Source organism: Enterobacter sp. BIDMC 26 (assembly GCF_000534435.1).
Lineage (GTDB): Bacteria > Pseudomonadota > Gammaproteobacteria > Enterobacterales > Enterobacteriaceae > Enterobacter > Enterobacter ludwigii.
Genome location: NZ_KI973182.1, coordinates 208,945 through 224,167, shown reverse-complemented (window position 1 = coordinate 224,167; position 15,223 = coordinate 208,945). Strand labels below are relative to the sequence as shown.

Below are 15,223 nucleotides of genomic sequence, written 5' to 3'. Positions count from 1 at the left end.
CGCTAACACCATCCTCATTGCGCCCATTCGCTGCTATATTTCCCTGCTTTGCCATGGATAATTGCAATGCCTACCGTTATCACCCACGCTGTAGTGCCTTTGTGTCTGGGCTTAGGCCTGGGACGTAAAATCATCCCTCCCCGCCTGCTGTTTGTCGGCATCGTCCTCGCCATGCTGCCGGACGCCGACGTGCTGGCGTTTAAGTTCGGCGTTGCCTACGGCAATGTGTTCGGCCACCGCGGCTTTACCCACTCCCTGCTGTTTGCCTTTGTGGTGCCGATACTTTGCGTACTGATGGGCCGACGATGGTTTCGGGCAAGTCTGACCCGCTGCTGGCTGTTCTTAACCGTGTCTCTGCTGTCGCACAGCTTGCTGGATTCCATCACCACCGGAGGGAAAGGCGTCGGCTGGCTGTGGCCGTGGTCAGATGAACGGTTTTTTGCACCGTGGCAGGTCATTAAGGTCGCGCCGTTTGCGCTGTCACGCTATACCACGCCCTACGGGCATCAGGTGATTATGTCGGAACTGCTGTGGGTGTGGCTGCCAGGGGTTGTGCTGATGGGGCTGTTGTGGTGGAAGCGGAGGTAAAAGCAAAACGGCAACCCAGTTGCCGTTTTAGTGTTTGCACCCTCTCCCGGTGGGAGAGGGCATCAGCGCGCACCAGAATTATTTTCGACGCCAGGTGGTTCCCTGCGGGCCATCTTCCAGAATGATGCCCATTTCCGTCAGACGGTTACGCGCGGCATCTGCTGCCGCCCAGTCTTTCGCCTGACGCGCTTCCAGACGCGCGTTGATAAGTTGCTCAATCTCCGCCACTTCGCTATCGTCCGCCTGCGCACCGCTTTGCAGGAACAGATCCGGTTCCTGCTCCAGCAGACCCAGTACCGAAGAGAGCTTACGCAGATGGGAGGCCAATGCATTCGCCGCCGCCATATCTTCTGACTTCAGACGGTTAACTTCACGCGCCATATCAAACAGCACGGAGTAGGCTTCCGGCGTGTTGAAGTCATCGTTCATCACGTCAATAAAGCGCGCTTCAAACGCCTCACCACCTGCCGCGGGTACAGATTTATCGGTACCGCGCAGGGCAGTGTACAGACGCTCCAGCGCCGCACGCGCCTGTTTCAGGTTCTCTTCGCTGTAGTTCAGCTGGCTGCGATAGTGACCAGACATCAGGAAGTAGCGCACGGTTTCCGCATCGTAATATTTCAGCACGTCGCGCACGGTGAAGAAATTGCCCAGAGATTTAGACATCTTCTCACGGTCAACCATCACCATCCCGGAGTGCATCCAGTAGTTCACGTACTCGCCGCCATGCGCACAGGTTGACTGTGCAATTTCGTTTTCATGGTGCGGGAACATCAGATCCGAACCGCCACCGTGAATATCGAAATGTTTGCCCAGCTGTTTGCAGTTCATCGCCGAGCACTCAATGTGCCAGCCAGGACGCCCTTCGCCCCACGGGGAAGGCCAACTTGGTTCGCCCTCTTTGGACATCTTCCACAGCACGAAGTCCATCGGGTTACGCTTCACGTCCACCACATCAACGCGTGCACCGGCCTGCAGCTGATCCAGATCCTGACGGGAAAGCTGACCGTAGGTAGGGTCAGTCGGCACAGAGAACATCACGTCACCGTTATCGGCCACATAGGCGTGACCACGTTCGATCAGCTTCTCGGTGATGTCGATAATTTCGTGGATATGGTGGGTGGCACGCGGCTCGCTGTCCGGACGCTGAATATTCAGGGCGTCGAAATCTTTGTGCATTTCCGCGATCATACGATCCACCAGCGCAACAAAGCTTTCGCCATTTTCGTTCGCGCGCTTGATGATTTTGTCGTCGATGTCGGTGATGTTACGCACGTATTTCAGGTTGTAGCCCAGAAAACGCAGGTAGCGCGAGACAACGTCGAATGCCACAAAGGTACGGCCATGGCCGATATGACAGAGATCGTAAACCGTAATACCACACACGTACATGCCGACTTCCCCGGCATGGATAGGTTTAAATTCCTCTTTTTGGCGCGTCATTGTATTAAAGATTTTTAACATCGAAGATTCCATGTAAACACGTGTGTGGTTGAAAACCGGTTATTCTACCTGTAATTCAAACCTGAAGCAGCACACAATGCAAGGTGATCGCATCCTGTGGTTATGCTATAACAAGCCCCTATAGATGACCCAAACGCGGGTCGACGTACCACAATAACGGAACAGGATGCAAAAATGGTTACTTTCCACACTAATCATGGCGATATCGTAATCAAAACCTTTGATGACAAAGCGCCTGAAACAGTTAAAAACTTCCTGGACTACTGCCGCGAAGGTTTCTACAACAACACTATTTTCCACCGCGTGATCAACGGCTTTATGATCCAGGGCGGCGGTTTCGAACCTGGCATGAACCAGAAAGCGACGAAAGAAGCGATCAAAAACGAAGCGAACAACGGTCTGAAAAACACCCGTGGTACGCTGGCGATGGCGCGTACGCAGGCTCCTCACTCTGCAACAGCCCAGTTCTTCATCAACGTTGCTGACAACGACTTCCTGAACTTCTCCGGCGAAAGCCTGCAGGGTTGGGGCTACTGCGTCTTCGCAGAAGTGGTTGAAGGTATGGACGTAGTCGACAAAATCAAAGCCGTGGCGACCGGCCGCAGCGGCATGCATCAGGACGTTCCAAAAGAAGACGTCGTGATTAACAGCGTGACCGTCAGCGAGTAATTCGTGGCGACACTCTTTATTGCAGATTTGCACCTGCAAACAGAAGAACCGGCGATCACCGCCGGTTTTCTGCGTTTTTTACGCGGTGAAGCGAAAAGTGCCGATGCACTTTACATTCTGGGTGACCTGTTTGAAGCCTGGATTGGCGACGACGATCCCAACCCGCTGCACCGTGAGATGGCGGCTGCCATTAACGCGCTGGTCGATTCCGGCGTCCCCTGCTTCTTTATCCACGGCAATCGTGATTTCCTGCTCGGCAAGCGCTACGCCCGCGAAAGCGGCATGACGCTGCTGCCGGAAGAGCAGGTACTCGACCTTTATGGCCGAAAGGTGTTAATCCTGCACGGTGACACACTTTGCACTGACGACACCGGCTATCAGGCGTTTCGCGCTAAGGTTCATACCCCGTGGATCCAAAAACTATTCCTGGCTCTGCCGCTGTTTATCCGCAAGCGGATCGCAGCCAGAATGCGTGCAGACAGTAAGGCCGCCAACAGCGGCAAATCCATGGCCATTATGGACGTTAATCCCCAGGCGGTAGTCAGGGTCATGGAAAAACACCGCGTTCAGTGGTTGATCCACGGTCATACTCATCGTCCCGATGTGCATACCCTTACCGCCAACGGCGAAGCGGCCCACCGCGTCGTCCTGGGGGCCTGGCACAGCGAAGGTTCAATGGTCAGCGTCACGCCTGACGGTGTGGAACTGATCGCTTTCCCGTTTTAACTCGCCAAAAAATCATTCTATTTTTTTGAACAATATCGGCAAATTGTTTCGATTTTAATCAGCCCATGGTCGGCCTATTATTTATCACATCAGGGCAACACGCCCTATCCCAGATAAAACATTTAAGGAATACGACCATGAAATCCATCAAAACTTTCGTTGCTGTTGCCGCACTCTCTCTGATCTCTTTCGGTTCTTTTGCTCAGAGCGTCAGCGCCACTGCCTCTACCCTTGACCGCGCAGAAGCGAAAATTGCCGCTCAGGCTGCTGAACAGGGCGCGTCTTACAAAATCACCAGCGCTCAGTTTAACAACCGCGTTCACATGACGGCAGAACTGACCAAATAAGACGTCTGCTGACCGTGCCGCCCGTCAAAAGCACATCAAAGCACATCGATGCCTGATAAAACAGACCGCCAGAACGCGGTCTGTTTTGTTATCTCCTGAGAGCCACAACGGCTCAGTTTTTAACCGCGCAACCGTTTTCCTTGCCCCTATTACATGCTATTCTCTGTGCCCTCGAAAGCAGTGTGTTTCGCACCACAGGAGTTTTAAGACGCATGTCTTCCCGCAATAATCCGGCGCGTGTCGCCATCGTGATGGGGTCCAAAAGCGACTGGGCTACCATGCAGTTCACCGCCGAAATCTTTGAAATCCTGAATGTTCCGCACCACGTTGAAGTGGTCTCCGCACACCGTACACCGGACAAACTGTTCAGCTTCGCCGAAAGCGCCGAAGAGAAGGGTTATGAGGTGATCATTGCCGGTGCGGGCGGCGCAGCACATCTGCCAGGCATGATTGCCGCCAAAACGCTGGTACCGGTTCTGGGTGTTCCGGTGCAAAGCGCTGCGTTAAGTGGTGTCGATAGCCTCTATTCCATCGTTCAGATGCCGCGTGGCATTCCGGTCGGCACGCTGGCCATTGGTAAAGCGGGCGCTGCCAACGCTGCCCTGCTCGCCGCGCAGATCCTGGCGACTCACGATAAAGCGTTACATCAGCGTCTGGCGGACTGGCGTAAAGCCCAGACCGACGAGGTGCTGGACAATCCGGACCCGCGGGGTGCGGCATGAAGCAGGTATGCGTCCTCGGTAATGGTCAGTTAGGCCGTATGCTGCGTCAGGCCGGCGAGCCGCTGGGTATTGCCGTCTGGCCCGTCGGGCTGGATGACGAACCGGAAGCCGTGCCGTTTCACCAGAGTGTGATCACCGCGGAGATTGAACGCTGGCCACAAACGGCCCTGACGCGCGAGCTGGCACGTCATAATGCCTTCGTTAACCGCGACGTCTTTCCCATTATTGCTGACCGTCTGACGCAAAAGCAGCTGTTCGATAAGCTCGGGCTGCCGACTGCGCCGTGGCAGCTGTTGTCCGATAAAAGCGAGTGGAAGGATGTTTTTGCAATGCTGGGCGAGCTGGCAATTGTGAAGCGTCGCGTCGGCGGGTACGACGGTCGTGGACAGTGGCGTCTGCGCGCCGATGACACTCACGAGCTGCCGGACGATTGCTACGGGGAGTGCATCGTTGAGCAGGGCATTAACTTCAGCGGTGAAGTCTCGCTGGTAGGCGCTCGCGGGCAGGACGGCCATACCGTTTTTTATCCGCTGACGCATAACCTGCATCAGGACGGGATCCTGCGTACCAGCGTTGCATTCCCGCAGGCCAGTGCTGAACAGCAGGCGCAGGCAGAAGAGATGCTCTCTGCCATCATGCACGAACTCGGTTACGTGGGCGTCATGGCGATGGAGTGTTTTGTCACGCCGTCCGGTCTGCTGATTAACGAACTGGCACCGCGCGTTCACAACAGCGGTCACTGGACCCAAAACGGGGCGTCCATCAGCCAGTTCGAGCTGCACCTGCGCGCCATCACTGACCTGCCGCTGCCGCAGCCGGTGGTGAACAGCCCGTCGGTGATGATCAACCTGATCGGTACCGATCTGAACTACGACTGGCTCAAGCTGCCGCTGGTGCATCTGCACTGGTATGACAAAGAGGTGCGTCCGGGTCGTAAGGTCGGTCACCTGAACCTGAACGATACCGACACCGATCGTCTGGGCGCCACGCTGGAAGCGATTATTCCTCTCCTGCCGCCGGAATACGCGAGCGGAATTATCTGGGCGCAATCAAAGCTTAAGTAATACTCCTCTGCCGGGGAGTTGACCTTCCCCCTCCCCGGCGTACAATCCCCGCCCATTGCAGCTTAGTTTTCTTCTGGAAAAACCATGAACGATGGAACGGACTATCGCGCGATCCTCGCATCCGATACCCCTTTAATCGACGTTCGCGCGCCGATCGAATTCGCCCAGGGCGCGATGCCTGCGGCAATCAACCTGCCTCTGATGAACGATGATGAACGCGCCGCCGTCGGTACCTGCTATAAACGCCAGGGGCCGGACGCTGCGCTTGCTCTCGGCCATAGCCTGGTCGCAGGCAGCACCCGTGAGATGCGCATTAACGCCTGGCGCGAAGCCTGTCTCTCCCACCCCACCGGCTACCTCTGCTGCGCGCGTGGCGGTCAACGCTCGCATATCACTCAGGCCTGGTTGAAAGCGCGCGGCGTGGATTACCCGCTGATCGCAGGCGGCTATAAAGCGCTGCGTCAGACCGCGATTGAGGTAACCGCTGAGCAGGTGCAAAAACCGATGGTGCTGATCGGCGGCTGTACCGGGAGCGGCAAAACGTTGCTGGTGAAACAGCACGCGCAGGGCGTGGATCTGGAAGGGCTGGCACACCATCGCGGCTCGTCGTTTGGCCGCACGCTCACACCACAGCTTTCGCAGGCGAGCTTCGAAAACCAGCTCGCCGTCGTGCTGTTGAAAAAAGAGGCCGCACGCTGGGTGCTGGAGGATGAAGGGCGGATGATTGGCTCCAACCACCTGCCGGAATGCCTGCGAGACCGCATGGTTCAGGCGCCTGTTGTGGTAGTAGAAGACCCGTTTGATGTCCGTCTTGAACGCCTGCGTGAAGAGTATTTCGACCATATGTGGGCGGATTTTTCTGCTGCCTTTGGCGAAGAGGCGGGCTGGAACGCGTACAGCGAATACCTGCACCACGGCCTGTTTGCCATTCGCCGCCGTCTGGGGCTGCAGCGCTTTGCAGACTTTACGGCGCTGCTGGATGCCGCCCTGCAGGAGCAACAACGTTCTGGCAGCACCGACGCGCATTTGCGCTGGCTTGCCCCGCTGCTGAACGACTATTACGACCCGATGTACACCTGGCAGCTGGCAAAAAAAGCGGAGAAGATTGTGTTTCGCGGAACGTTTGAGGACGTGGCTGACTGGCTCAATCGCTGAATCACGCGCAAAAAAAACGGCAACCCAGGGTTGCCGTTTTCATATCGGGGTGACTCCCCTGCGGACTGAACTTAGAAGTCGTAACGCAGACGCACCAGGTTCATGTCGCCCAGGTTATCCGTGCTGGAGGTGAACACGTGTTCGTAATCAACACGGAAACCGTAGTCCAGCTGGACGCTAACACCCACGCCGTTATCGATACGCTGGTAGTTACGACCATTCACGTACTCAATACGGTCACCCATGAAGTAAGGCTGGATAGATTTCACCGCATACTGATCGATTGGGAATTTGTACCCTGCGAAGTATTCAATACCCCATGCATCACCGGCAAAGTAGTTGTCAGTAGACACTTTTTTGGTGGTCAGGAAGTTCTGGTACCAGCCGCCGCCAGCCGAGAAGGTCCAGTTATCCGGCGTCCAGCTCAGCGCGGTACCGAGGATATTCTGGTCGTAAGATTTGCTGTCGCCGTTGTCCGGGTTACGCATGTCCGCGCGGGTGTAGTTCCACGCTGCGCCCCAGGTCAGATCGGTGGTCAGGTGGTAATCCAGACCCAGTGAACCGCCGCCTTTACGTTTGTAACGCAGGCCATTGCCCGGCAGGTATTCGCTGTCTTCAAACAGGTAGGATGCATAGATATCCGCATCGCCTACGGTTTTCTTATATTTCAGCATTTTGCGTGAACGATAAGAACCATCGTAGTCACCGTTGATCCCGTTACCTGGAGCCTGACCAATCATGTCGTAATCCCAGATATCGGTTTTCACGCCAACCACATCATAGTAAACGCTGTTCTGTTGACCGAAGGTCAGCGTACCCCAGGTGTCGCTCTTCAGACCGGTGTACAGCATACGGCGAGAGGTGTCGTTAGCACCTTCAGCGTAGTGATTATCCCAGTTGAACAGCGCCGGAATGTTCACACCCAGCTCGTAGTAGCTGATCCAGCTGATGTCATCAAACAGATAGTAATCTGCTGCGAAACGGAAGCGGGTGCCGCCGTCGAAGCCATTACGTTTGTAGGAGCCTTTATCGCCGTCGCCCGACATCATGTTGAACTGAGGACGAATACTGCCGCCAACGGTAAAGTTAAGACGGCTCAGCGGGTTACCTGCCTGAGGGTCTTGTTTAAGAACCGTGATTTCCGCCTGAGATGCGAAGGAGGTCAATGCCACTGCTGCGCCAATTGTTACTGCCAGCGCTGATTTTTTTATAGTCATTATTTTTCCTTTATAGACACGCTGCTAAATATTTAGCAGGTGAATATTAACTGGAAATAATCTTGCTGTGTGCGCGGGTTTTTAATGTTTTGTGCTACTAAACGCATGGGTATTACCGATTTGTGCTGCTAAATTATTACGCACCAGCAGATAACCCGGTGCGTAATTATCACGGATTTGAACTAACTGGCAAACTGACGGAACAGCGCTTTCCCTTTTAGCAATCGCGTGCCGAGCCAGCCGCCGCACAGCGACAGCAGCACCGCACCGCAGACCGGCAGCGTGAACCACAGCCGCCAGTCAGGCTCCCACGGGAAATCGAAGACCCGGGTCTGCAGCACGGCTAACGCCGTCTCAGCCCCCATCGCCGCCACCAGACCCGAGACCAGCCCCAGCAGGGCGAACTCGCTCCACAGCGTGGTGCGCAGCAGTCGCTTGCTCGCCCCGAGCGTGCGATAGACCACCAGCTCCTGATGACGCTGCCGCATCCCGACCTGCACCTGGGCCAGCAGCAACAGTACGCCGCAGATCGTCACCAGCACCACCATAACCTCCAGTGCCCGGCTGACCTGCTCCAGCACCTGCCCGACCTGTTTAAGGATCGCGCCAATATCCAGCAGGCTGACCGTCGGAAATTCGCGGTTCAGCCGGGTCAGCATACCGTTGCCGTTTTCCCAGCGGAAACTGGTGAGCCAGCTTTGCGGCTGCCCGTCCAGTGCGCCTGCGGGGAAAATAAAGAAGAAGTTCGGCCGCAGGCTTTCCCAGTCCACCTTACGCAGGCTGGTGACCTTAGCGCTAAAGTCCTGGGTATCGCCGGTAAAGGTCACGCTGTCGCCCAGCCTGACGTTCAGGCGCGTCGCCAGCCCCTCTTCCATCGACACTTCACCCGCTTTCGGCGGCCAGCTGCCGGCGGTAATCGGGTTGTGATCTGGACGTTTCTCCTGCCAGGTCAGGTTCAGTTCGCGGTTAAGCGATTCATCCTTGTTTCCCTCCGTGGACTGGCCGTTGATCTGCGTCAGACGCGCACGGACGATGGGGTAGAACGACTCCGGCACAATCTGGTGTTCCGCCAGGAACGTCTTCAGCGGTGTCACCTGCTCAGGGGCGATATTGATCAGGAAATAGTTCGGGCTTTCCGGCGGAAGCTGCTGTTGCCAGCGATCCAGCAGATCGCCGCGCAGCACCAGCAGCAGTGCCAGCAGCATAAACGACAGCGAAAAGGCAGACAGCTGACTCAGCGTAGACCAGGGCTGGTGCAGCAGACGGTTCACCGCCAGCCGCACGGGAAGCGACTTCACCGTCAGCTTTTTAAGCACATTAAGGAGCACCCAGCCGACCACACCACACAGCAGCGCCAGCACCACCGCCCCGGCCAGTACGGCCCACAGCAGCGTGCTGCCGCCCATCAGCCAGGCCAACAACCCAACCGAAACCGCAACAATGACAGGAAGATAGAACTTCAGCGGCCAGACGTTGGCCACCACGTCACGGCGCAGCACGCGCAGCGGCTGCGTCGCGAGCAACAGCCGGTACGGGCGAAGCCCCACCAGCACCGAGATCACCATCATCGCGCCAATCGCCCACAGCCACGGCCAGAGGCTGGCCGGTGGAAGTGCGGCAGGCAGTACCGGTTTCAGCATGACCATCAGCAGCTTTTCAAACAGCAGCCCCATCACCCCACCGGTGAGTGCTGACAACACCAGCAGCATCAGCCACTGGCCGACAATCAGCTTACGCAGCTGGGCGCTGCCCGCGCCGAGGGTTTTGAGGATCGCCACCAGATCGTATCGGCTGCGGCAGTAGTGCCCCATGGCCACCGCCACCGCCGCCACGGCCAGCAGCAGGGTTAACAGCGCTGAAAGCAGCAGGAACTGCTGAGACCGTTCGAGAGATTTACCAAGCGCCCCTTCGTCCTGCTCCAGTCCGTACCAGCGGTGCTCCGGTTTTAACTGCGGCAGCAGCCATTTTTCATACGCGTCAAGCTGGGCGGGCGTTCCCGCAAACTTATAGCGCCAGGTGACGCGGCTTCCCGGCTGCACGGCATGGGTATTCGCCACATCAGCGGCATTCATCAGCAAGCGCGGGGCAAGCTGGAACGGGTTAAAGCCGGAGTCAGGTTCCTGAACCACCTCCCCGGCGATGCGGAGCGTGGCGTCACCCACGTCGATGCTGTCACCCGTTTTCAGGTTCAGCAGCGCCATTAAACGTGGCGCCAGCAGCACCGTGCCCGGTTTCGGCTTTAACCCAGGCGGGCTGGTTTGCAGTTCACCGTACAGCGGGTAAAGGTCGTCGACGGCTTTGACGCTCGCCAGCTGCGGCGTATCGCCGGCAAAGGTCATGGTCTGAAAGTTCAGCTGTTCCCCCACCTTCAGTCCACGCTTACGCGCCTCCTCAAGCCAGCCCGGCGGGACGGGACGCGAGCTTTGCAGCGCCCTGTCTCCGGCCATAAACTCGCGGCTTTGCTGGCTTAACCCTTTCTCCATGCGATCGCTGACGCTGCCCAGCGCCAGCACGCAGGCTACCGCCAGGCTTAACGCCATCCAGACAATCAACAGCGTGGGCGAGCGCCATTCGCGCCAGAACCAGCGGGCAATCATGCTTCCTCCTGAAGTTCACCGTTAACCAGCCGCAGGCGACGGTCGCAGCGGGCAGCCAGTTGCGGATCGTGGGTCACCAGAATCAGCGTGGTACCGTGTTCACGGTTGAGCGAAAACAGCAGGTCGGCAATTTTATCCCCGGTCTTTCGGTCGAGGTTTCCGGTAGGCTCATCCGCAAACAGCACATCCGGGCGGCCGTTAAACGCCCGGGCCAGGGCCACACGCTGTTGCTCCCCGCCGGAAAGCTGCGCCGGAAGATGGTCGAGGCGTTTGCCAAGCCCAAGCTGCTCCAGCAATGCCTTCGCGTGGGCGCGGCTTTCACGGCTGTTACCGCCGCGCAGCAGTGCCGGCAGTTCAACGTTTTCCAGCGCATTGAGCGTCGGGATCAGCATGAAGGACTGAAAGACAAACCCGATATGACGAGCGCGGAGCGCGGCACGCGCCTCTTCATCAAGCTGATGCAGCGGTTGCCCGACCAGGTTGACCTCTCCACTGCTGCCGTCGTCCAGACCGGCTAAAATGGCCAGCAGCGTGGACTTCCCGGAACCGGACTCGCCAATCAGCGCAATGGTTTCGGCGCGTTTGACAACGAGTTCAACTCCGGTGAGGATGGAAAGCTCGTGTTCCCCCTGACCGACGGACTTCTTAAGACGATGAACTTCAACAATGTTTTCCGCTGGCATTTGCCCTTCCTGTTTTTAATCCTGATGACCTTCCGCGCGGCGGCAGCGGACACGTTACTGGTTCTCGGTGACAGCCTGAGTGCAGGCTATCGCATGGCGGCCAACGCGGCCTGGCCAGCTCTGCTCAATGACAAATGGCAGAGTAAGACAACGGTTATTAATGGCAGCATCAGCGGTGATACCTCGCAGCAAGGCTTGTCGCGCCTGCCAGCCTTGCTCAAACAGCATCAACCGCGATGGGTGCTGGTTGAGCTGGGCGGTAATGATGGCTTGCGTGGTTTCCAGCCTCAGCAAACGGAACAGACCCTGCGCACGATCCTTAAGGATATTAAGGCCGCGAACGCGCAACCGCTGCTGATGCAAATTCGCCTGCCCGCCAACTATGGACGTCGGTATAATGAAGCCTTTAGCGCGATCTACCCAAAGCTTGCCAACGAGTTTGATATTCCGCTGCTGCCATTTTTTATGGAAGAGGTCTATCTCAAACCCCAGTGGATGCAAGACGATGGGATCCACCCCAATCGCGATGCGCAGCCGTTTATTGCCGACTGGATGGCAACACGGCTGGCCCCTTTAGTTAAACATGACTCCTAATTCAGCGGAGATCCTGACAGGTAAAGTTATGCAAAAATCGGTCTTAATTACAGGATGTTCCAGCGGAATCGGTCTTGAAAGTGCACTCGAGTTGAAGCGTCAGGGATATTGGGTACTGGCGGCCTGCCGTAAACCCGACGACGTCGAACGCATGAACGGGCTGGGCTTTACCGGTGTGTTACTGGATTTAGACTCACCGGAAAGCGTGGAACGCGCAGCCGATGAGGTACTGGCCCTGACCGACAACCGTCTGTACGGCCTTTTTAACAATGCGGGTTACGGCGTGTATGGTCCCCTGGACACGCTCACCCGCGAGCAGCTGGAAAAACAGTTTTCCACCAATTTCTTTGGCGTCCATCAGCTCACCATGCGCCTGCTTCCCGCCATGCTGCCGCACGGTGAAGGACGCATTGTGATGACCTCCTCCGTGATGGGGCTGATTTCAACCCCGGGCCGCGGGGCCTATGCCGCCAGCAAGTATGCGCTGGAGGCCTGGTCCGATGCCCTGCGCATGGAGTTGCGTCACAGCGGCATTAAGGTCAGCCTGATCGAGCCGGGCCCTATCCGCACCCGCTTTACGGAAAACGTTAACCAGACCCAGGCGGATAAACCGGTCGAAAACCCCGGTATCGCCGCACGCTTTACGCTCGGGCCGGAAGCAGTCGTCGCTAAAGTGCGCCATGCTTTTGAGAGCGAAAACCCAAAAATGCGCTATCCGGTGACGCTGGTAACCCATGCGGTAGGCTGGTTAAAACGCCTGCTGCCGGGCCGGATGATGGACAAAATTTTACACGGTTGAGTTGAAGCGTCGTCGCTAACCCCCATGTAAATAACAAACCGATAAAAGAGAAGGCCGCATGTCCGTACAGAATATCGTCAATATTACTGAAGCAAACCTGCAACAGACCCTCGAACAGTCCATGACCAAACCGGTGCTGTTCTACTTCTGGTCTGAGCGTAGTCAACACTGTCTGCAGCTGACGCCGGTACTCGAAAGCCTTGCCGCGCAATACAATGGCCAGTTCATTCTCGCCAAACTGGATTGTGACGCTGAGCCTATGGTGGCGTCTCAGTTTGGCCTGCGCGCGATTCCTACCGTCTATCTGTTCCAGAATGGGCAACCTGTTGATGGCTTCCAGGGGCCACAGCCTGAAGAAGCAATCCGCGCCCTGCTGGATAAAGTCCTGCCACGCGAGGAAGAGCTGAAGGCGCAGGAAGCCATGGGACTGATGCAGGAAGGCAAATACGACGAAGCGCTGCCGCTGCTCAAAGAGGCGTGGCAGCTGTCGAAACAGGACAGCCAGATTGGCCTGCTCCTTGCGGAAACGCAGATTGCCCTGCACCGTTCCGACGATGCAGAAGCTGTGCTGAAGACCATTCCACTGCAGGATCAGGATACCCGTTATCAGGGTCTGGTCGCGCAGATCGATCTGCTGAAACAGGCGGCGGATACGCCGGAGATCCAGCAGCTTCAACAGCAGGTTGCCGATAACCCGACCGATGCCGCGCTGGCAAGCCAGCTGGCGCTGCAGCTGCATCAGGTGGGACGTAACGAAGAAGCGCTGGCACTGCTGTTCAGCCATCTGCAAAACGATCTGGGTGCCGCCGACGGTCAGGCGCGGAAAATGTTCCAGGAGATCCTGGCCGCGCTGGGCACCGGCGATGCGCTGGCGTCGACGTACCGCCGTCAGCTGTACGCCCTGCTCTACTGATGAACAGGCCCGGTGCCGCTAGCGCTCACCGGGCCTGCACAAGAGGCGGTCACCCCGCCTTTTTCAACTGCGTCACCACCAGCTGATGGCGCGCGTTGTAGAACTTCCGATAGGTTAAATAGCAGGCAATGATGGTCGACAGGCTGGCCGTAGAGAGCAGCATAAAGGTCACCATGATCTGATATTTAATGGCTTTGACCGGATCGATACCGGCAAAAATCAGCCCCGACATCATTCCCGGCAGGCTAACCAGCCCAACCGTTTTTGCGGAATCCACCGTTGGGATCAGCGACGAGCGGATGCTGTCGCGGATCAGTACCGCCGAGGCCATTTTCGGTGTCGCCCCCAGGCTTAATTTCTCCTGCAGCTTCTGTTGTTCACTGCTAAATCGCTGGCCGAGGTTGTTGTAACACAGTCCTACAGCCACCATAGCGTTCCCCGCAATCATCCCGGAAATAGGGATAACCTGCATCGGCGTAAACTCGATTGAGCCGGACACCACCAGCACCGCCAGCGTCAGCGCCGTCCCGGTTGTAATGGCGATAAACGATGAGACAAACGCCTTATCGATATACTTACTGCGTTTCTGCGCGTTCCACGCCGCGTTAAAGCAGATAAACAGCACCATCAGGAGCGTCAGCACCGCGTGGTTGACGTTAAAAATATACTTCAGCACATAGCCGACAATAATGAGCTGGATAACCGCGCGGCAGATACTCCAGATAATATCTTTCTCCAGACCCAGCTTTTCCCGGTAGCTCACCACAATAGCGATCAGTACCAGCACCATCGAAAACGCCAGCGACGTATTCGTAATATTATGCTCACCCACGGTTTGCCTCCTGCATTTTCCCGCCCTGCGGCTCAAGCGTAATGACGTCATCCGCATGGGTAATTTCGTTTGAATCGTGCGTAACCCACAGCACGGCAATATTCTGCTCGCTTGCGTAACGATGAATAATCTCGTTAACGTTGCGTTTGTTCACCTCATCCAGCGCGCTGGTGATCTCGTCCAGTAACAATATCTTCGGCAAAAACTGCAGATTGCGAATCAGCGAAACACGCTGCTTTTCGCCGCCCGATAATTCATTGATGGATTTAGTCAGCGTCTCTTTCGACAGGCCAAAGCGGGCCAGATCGGCGATAAATTTTTCTGGCTCCGGCGTTTTATGACGGATTTGCCACGGAAAGACCAGGTTGTCATAAACCGTGTCCCCAAACAGCGAAGGGGTTTGCACGCAGTAAGAGACCTGCTGGCGATAGCTTTCTGGCGACAGTGTCGCGATATCCTGCCCTTCAAACAGAATAGCGCCCTCAGTGGGGCTGAGCAGTGAAGCGACAATCTTTAATAACGTGCTTTTACCACAGCCTGACGGCCCTGTTATCAGTTTGAACTCACCCGGGGAAAGACAAAAATCGACATGCTGAAGGATCGTGGTATTTGCCACACGAAAACCGACATCCCTGACCTGCAAGAGCGTATTTTTATTGTTCATCATGCATCCTGTAACCACCTTTATTGCAACCATGCGTAGAATAATCCTTTCACGAACGCAGCGCGAATAGGGTGTGTCGATGGCTGGAGTAAAGGTTTTACCGGTATTCGTCGCGCCCCCTTCTTTACAGGGGCGAATTTCAGCCCGATAGCCGATATACTGACTCATAACACACACGCAGTTCCCTTC

Annotated in this window: 16 protein-coding genes; 10 read left to right on the top strand and 6 right to left on the bottom strand. The window is 56.5% G+C overall.

Annotation, left to right across the window (positions count from 1 at the left end):
* The first annotated feature begins 66 nt into the window (after positions 1-66).
* The gene (locus L462_RS22195; RefSeq protein ID WP_032677567.1) at positions 67-588 is read left to right on the top strand and encodes a metal-dependent hydrolase; all 522 of its coding nucleotides are present in this window, start codon (positions 67-69) and stop codon (positions 586-588) included.
* A gap of 78 nt (positions 589-666) precedes the next feature.
* Here the strand turns inward: L462_RS22195 and cysS are convergent, their stop codons facing one another.
* Complete coding sequence (gene cysS, locus L462_RS22200; RefSeq protein WP_020885161.1) at positions 667-2,052, bottom strand: cysteine--tRNA ligase; 1,386 nt, start codon at positions 2,050-2,052, stop codon at positions 667-669.
* 174 nt (positions 2,053-2,226) lie between these two features.
* Between cysS and ppiB the strand changes: the two genes are divergently transcribed.
* From ppiB to mnmH, 6 genes are all read left to right on the top strand, one after another.
* Positions 2,227-2,721: a peptidylprolyl isomerase B gene (gene ppiB / locus L462_RS22205; protein ID WP_014168939.1), complete on the top strand. Its 495-nt coding sequence runs from the start codon at positions 2,227-2,229 to the stop codon at positions 2,719-2,721.
* Positions 2,722-2,724: 3 nt separating this feature from the next.
* A complete protein-coding gene (gene lpxH / locus L462_RS22210; RefSeq protein WP_032677566.1) occupies positions 2,725-3,447 on the top strand; it encodes a UDP-2,3-diacylglucosamine diphosphatase in 723 nt (240 codons plus the stop codon).
* A gap of 137 nt (positions 3,448-3,584) precedes the next feature.
* Positions 3,585-3,794: a YdgH/BhsA/McbA-like domain containing protein gene (locus L462_RS22215; RefSeq protein ID WP_013095921.1), complete on the top strand. Its 210-nt coding sequence runs from the start codon at positions 3,585-3,587 to the stop codon at positions 3,792-3,794.
* A gap of 212 nt (positions 3,795-4,006) precedes the next feature.
* Positions 4,007-4,516: a 5-(carboxyamino)imidazole ribonucleotide mutase gene (purE, locus tag L462_RS22220; RefSeq protein WP_020885164.1), complete on the top strand. Its 510-nt coding sequence runs from the start codon at positions 4,007-4,009 to the stop codon at positions 4,514-4,516.
* Positions 4,513-5,580 (top strand): 5-(carboxyamino)imidazole ribonucleotide synthase, encoded by a 1,068-nt coding sequence (gene purK / locus L462_RS22225; protein ID WP_025204827.1) that lies wholly within the window; start codon positions 4,513-4,515, stop codon positions 5,578-5,580. Before purE ends, purK begins: the two co-directional genes overlap by 4 nt.
* An 84-nt stretch (positions 5,581-5,664) precedes the next feature.
* Positions 5,665-6,735, top strand: coding sequence for a tRNA 2-selenouridine(34) synthase MnmH (gene mnmH / locus L462_RS22230; protein ID WP_032677565.1), 1,071 nt, complete (start codon positions 5,665-5,667; stop codon positions 6,733-6,735).
* Between the two features lie 71 nt (positions 6,736-6,806).
* On the opposite strand, the gene L462_RS22235 is transcribed toward mnmH, so the two are convergent.
* The 3 genes from L462_RS22235 to ybbA all read right to left on the bottom strand — a co-directional run bounded on the left by L462_RS22235 (position 6,807) and on the right by ybbA (position 11,232).
* Positions 6,807-7,952 carry a porin gene (locus tag L462_RS22235; RefSeq protein ID WP_032677564.1) on the bottom strand — a complete coding sequence of 382 codons (1,146 nt, stop codon included), beginning with the start codon at positions 7,950-7,952 and terminating at the stop codon, positions 6,807-6,809.
* Between the two features lie 182 nt (positions 7,953-8,134).
* Positions 8,135-10,549 carry a putative ABC transporter permease subunit YbbP gene (ybbP, locus tag L462_RS22240; protein ID WP_032677563.1) on the bottom strand — a complete coding sequence of 805 codons (2,415 nt, stop codon included), beginning with the start codon at positions 10,547-10,549 and terminating at the stop codon, positions 8,135-8,137.
* Positions 10,546-11,232: a putative ABC transporter ATP-binding protein YbbA gene (gene ybbA / locus L462_RS22245; RefSeq protein ID WP_014168931.1), complete on the bottom strand. Its 687-nt coding sequence runs from the start codon at positions 11,230-11,232 to the stop codon at positions 10,546-10,548. The genes ybbP and ybbA overlap by 4 nt, the downstream gene beginning before the upstream one ends.
* Here ybbA and tesA point away from each other — a divergent pair.
* From tesA to L462_RS22260, 3 genes are read left to right on the top strand one after another with little or no spacing between them, the layout of a single operon-like run.
* Entirely contained in the window at positions 11,203-11,826 is a 624-nt protein-coding gene (gene tesA / locus L462_RS22250) for a multifunctional acyl-CoA thioesterase I/protease I/lysophospholipase L1 (protein WP_025206538.1), read from the top strand. The genes ybbA and tesA overlap by 30 nt on opposite strands.
* Positions 11,816-12,625 carry an SDR family oxidoreductase gene (locus L462_RS22255; RefSeq protein ID WP_014168929.1) on the top strand — a complete coding sequence of 270 codons (810 nt, stop codon included), beginning with the start codon at positions 11,816-11,818 and terminating at the stop codon, positions 12,623-12,625. Before tesA ends, L462_RS22255 begins: the two co-directional genes overlap by 11 nt.
* A gap of 58 nt (positions 12,626-12,683) precedes the next feature.
* Positions 12,684-13,538: a co-chaperone YbbN gene (locus L462_RS22260; protein ID WP_025204830.1), complete on the top strand. Its 855-nt coding sequence runs from the start codon at positions 12,684-12,686 to the stop codon at positions 13,536-13,538.
* A 49-nt stretch (positions 13,539-13,587) separates the two neighbouring features.
* Here the strand turns inward: L462_RS22260 and fetB are convergent, their stop codons facing one another.
* Together fetB and fetA are read right to left on the bottom strand one after the other, a co-directional pair.
* A complete protein-coding gene (gene fetB / locus L462_RS22265) occupies positions 13,588-14,370 on the bottom strand; it encodes an iron efflux ABC transporter permease subunit FetB (RefSeq protein WP_020885171.1) in 783 nt (260 codons plus the stop codon).
* Positions 14,363-15,034 (bottom strand): iron efflux ABC transporter ATP-binding subunit FetA, encoded by a 672-nt coding sequence (gene fetA / locus L462_RS22270; RefSeq protein ID WP_032677558.1) that lies wholly within the window; start codon positions 15,032-15,034, stop codon positions 14,363-14,365. The genes fetB and fetA overlap by 8 nt, the downstream gene beginning before the upstream one ends.
* Positions 15,035-15,223 lie beyond the last annotated feature (189 nt).

Excerpts from the sequence above, each read along its gene's own strand:
- L462_RS22195 (WP_032677567.1), top strand. The coding sequence starts at position 67 with ATGCCTACCGTTATCACCCACGCTGTAGTGCCTTTGTGTCTGGGCTTA.
- L462_RS22260 (WP_025204830.1), top strand. The coding sequence starts at position 12,684 with ATGTCCGTACAGAATATCGTCAATATTACTGAAGCAAACCTGCAACAG.
- ybbA (WP_014168931.1), bottom strand. The coding sequence starts at position 11,232 with ATGCCAGCGGAAAACATTGTTGAAGTTCATCGTCTTAAGAAGTCCGTC.
- cysS (WP_020885161.1), bottom strand. The coding sequence starts at position 2,052 with ATGTTAAAAATCTTTAATACAATGACGCGCCAAAAAGAGGAATTTAAA.
- ybbP (WP_032677563.1), bottom strand. The coding sequence starts at position 10,549 with ATGATTGCCCGCTGGTTCTGGCGCGAATGGCGCTCGCCCACGCTGTTG.
- L462_RS22235 (WP_032677564.1), bottom strand. The coding sequence starts at position 7,952 with ATGACTATAAAAAAATCAGCGCTGGCAGTAACAATTGGCGCAGCAGTG.
- purK (WP_025204827.1), top strand. The coding sequence starts at position 4,513 with ATGAAGCAGGTATGCGTCCTCGGTAATGGTCAGTTAGGCCGTATGCTG.
- L462_RS22255 (WP_014168929.1), top strand. The coding sequence starts at position 11,816 with ATGACTCCTAATTCAGCGGAGATCCTGACAGGTAAAGTTATGCAAAAA.
- purE (WP_020885164.1), top strand. The coding sequence starts at position 4,007 with ATGTCTTCCCGCAATAATCCGGCGCGTGTCGCCATCGTGATGGGGTCC.
- tesA (WP_025206538.1), top strand. The coding sequence starts at position 11,203 with ATGAACTTCAACAATGTTTTCCGCTGGCATTTGCCCTTCCTGTTTTTA.
- fetA (WP_032677558.1), bottom strand. The coding sequence starts at position 15,034 with ATGAACAATAAAAATACGCTCTTGCAGGTCAGGGATGTCGGTTTTCGT.
- mnmH (WP_032677565.1), top strand. The coding sequence starts at position 5,665 with ATGAACGATGGAACGGACTATCGCGCGATCCTCGCATCCGATACCCCT.
- L462_RS22215 (WP_013095921.1), top strand. The coding sequence starts at position 3,585 with ATGAAATCCATCAAAACTTTCGTTGCTGTTGCCGCACTCTCTCTGATC.
- ppiB (WP_014168939.1), top strand. The coding sequence starts at position 2,227 with ATGGTTACTTTCCACACTAATCATGGCGATATCGTAATCAAAACCTTT.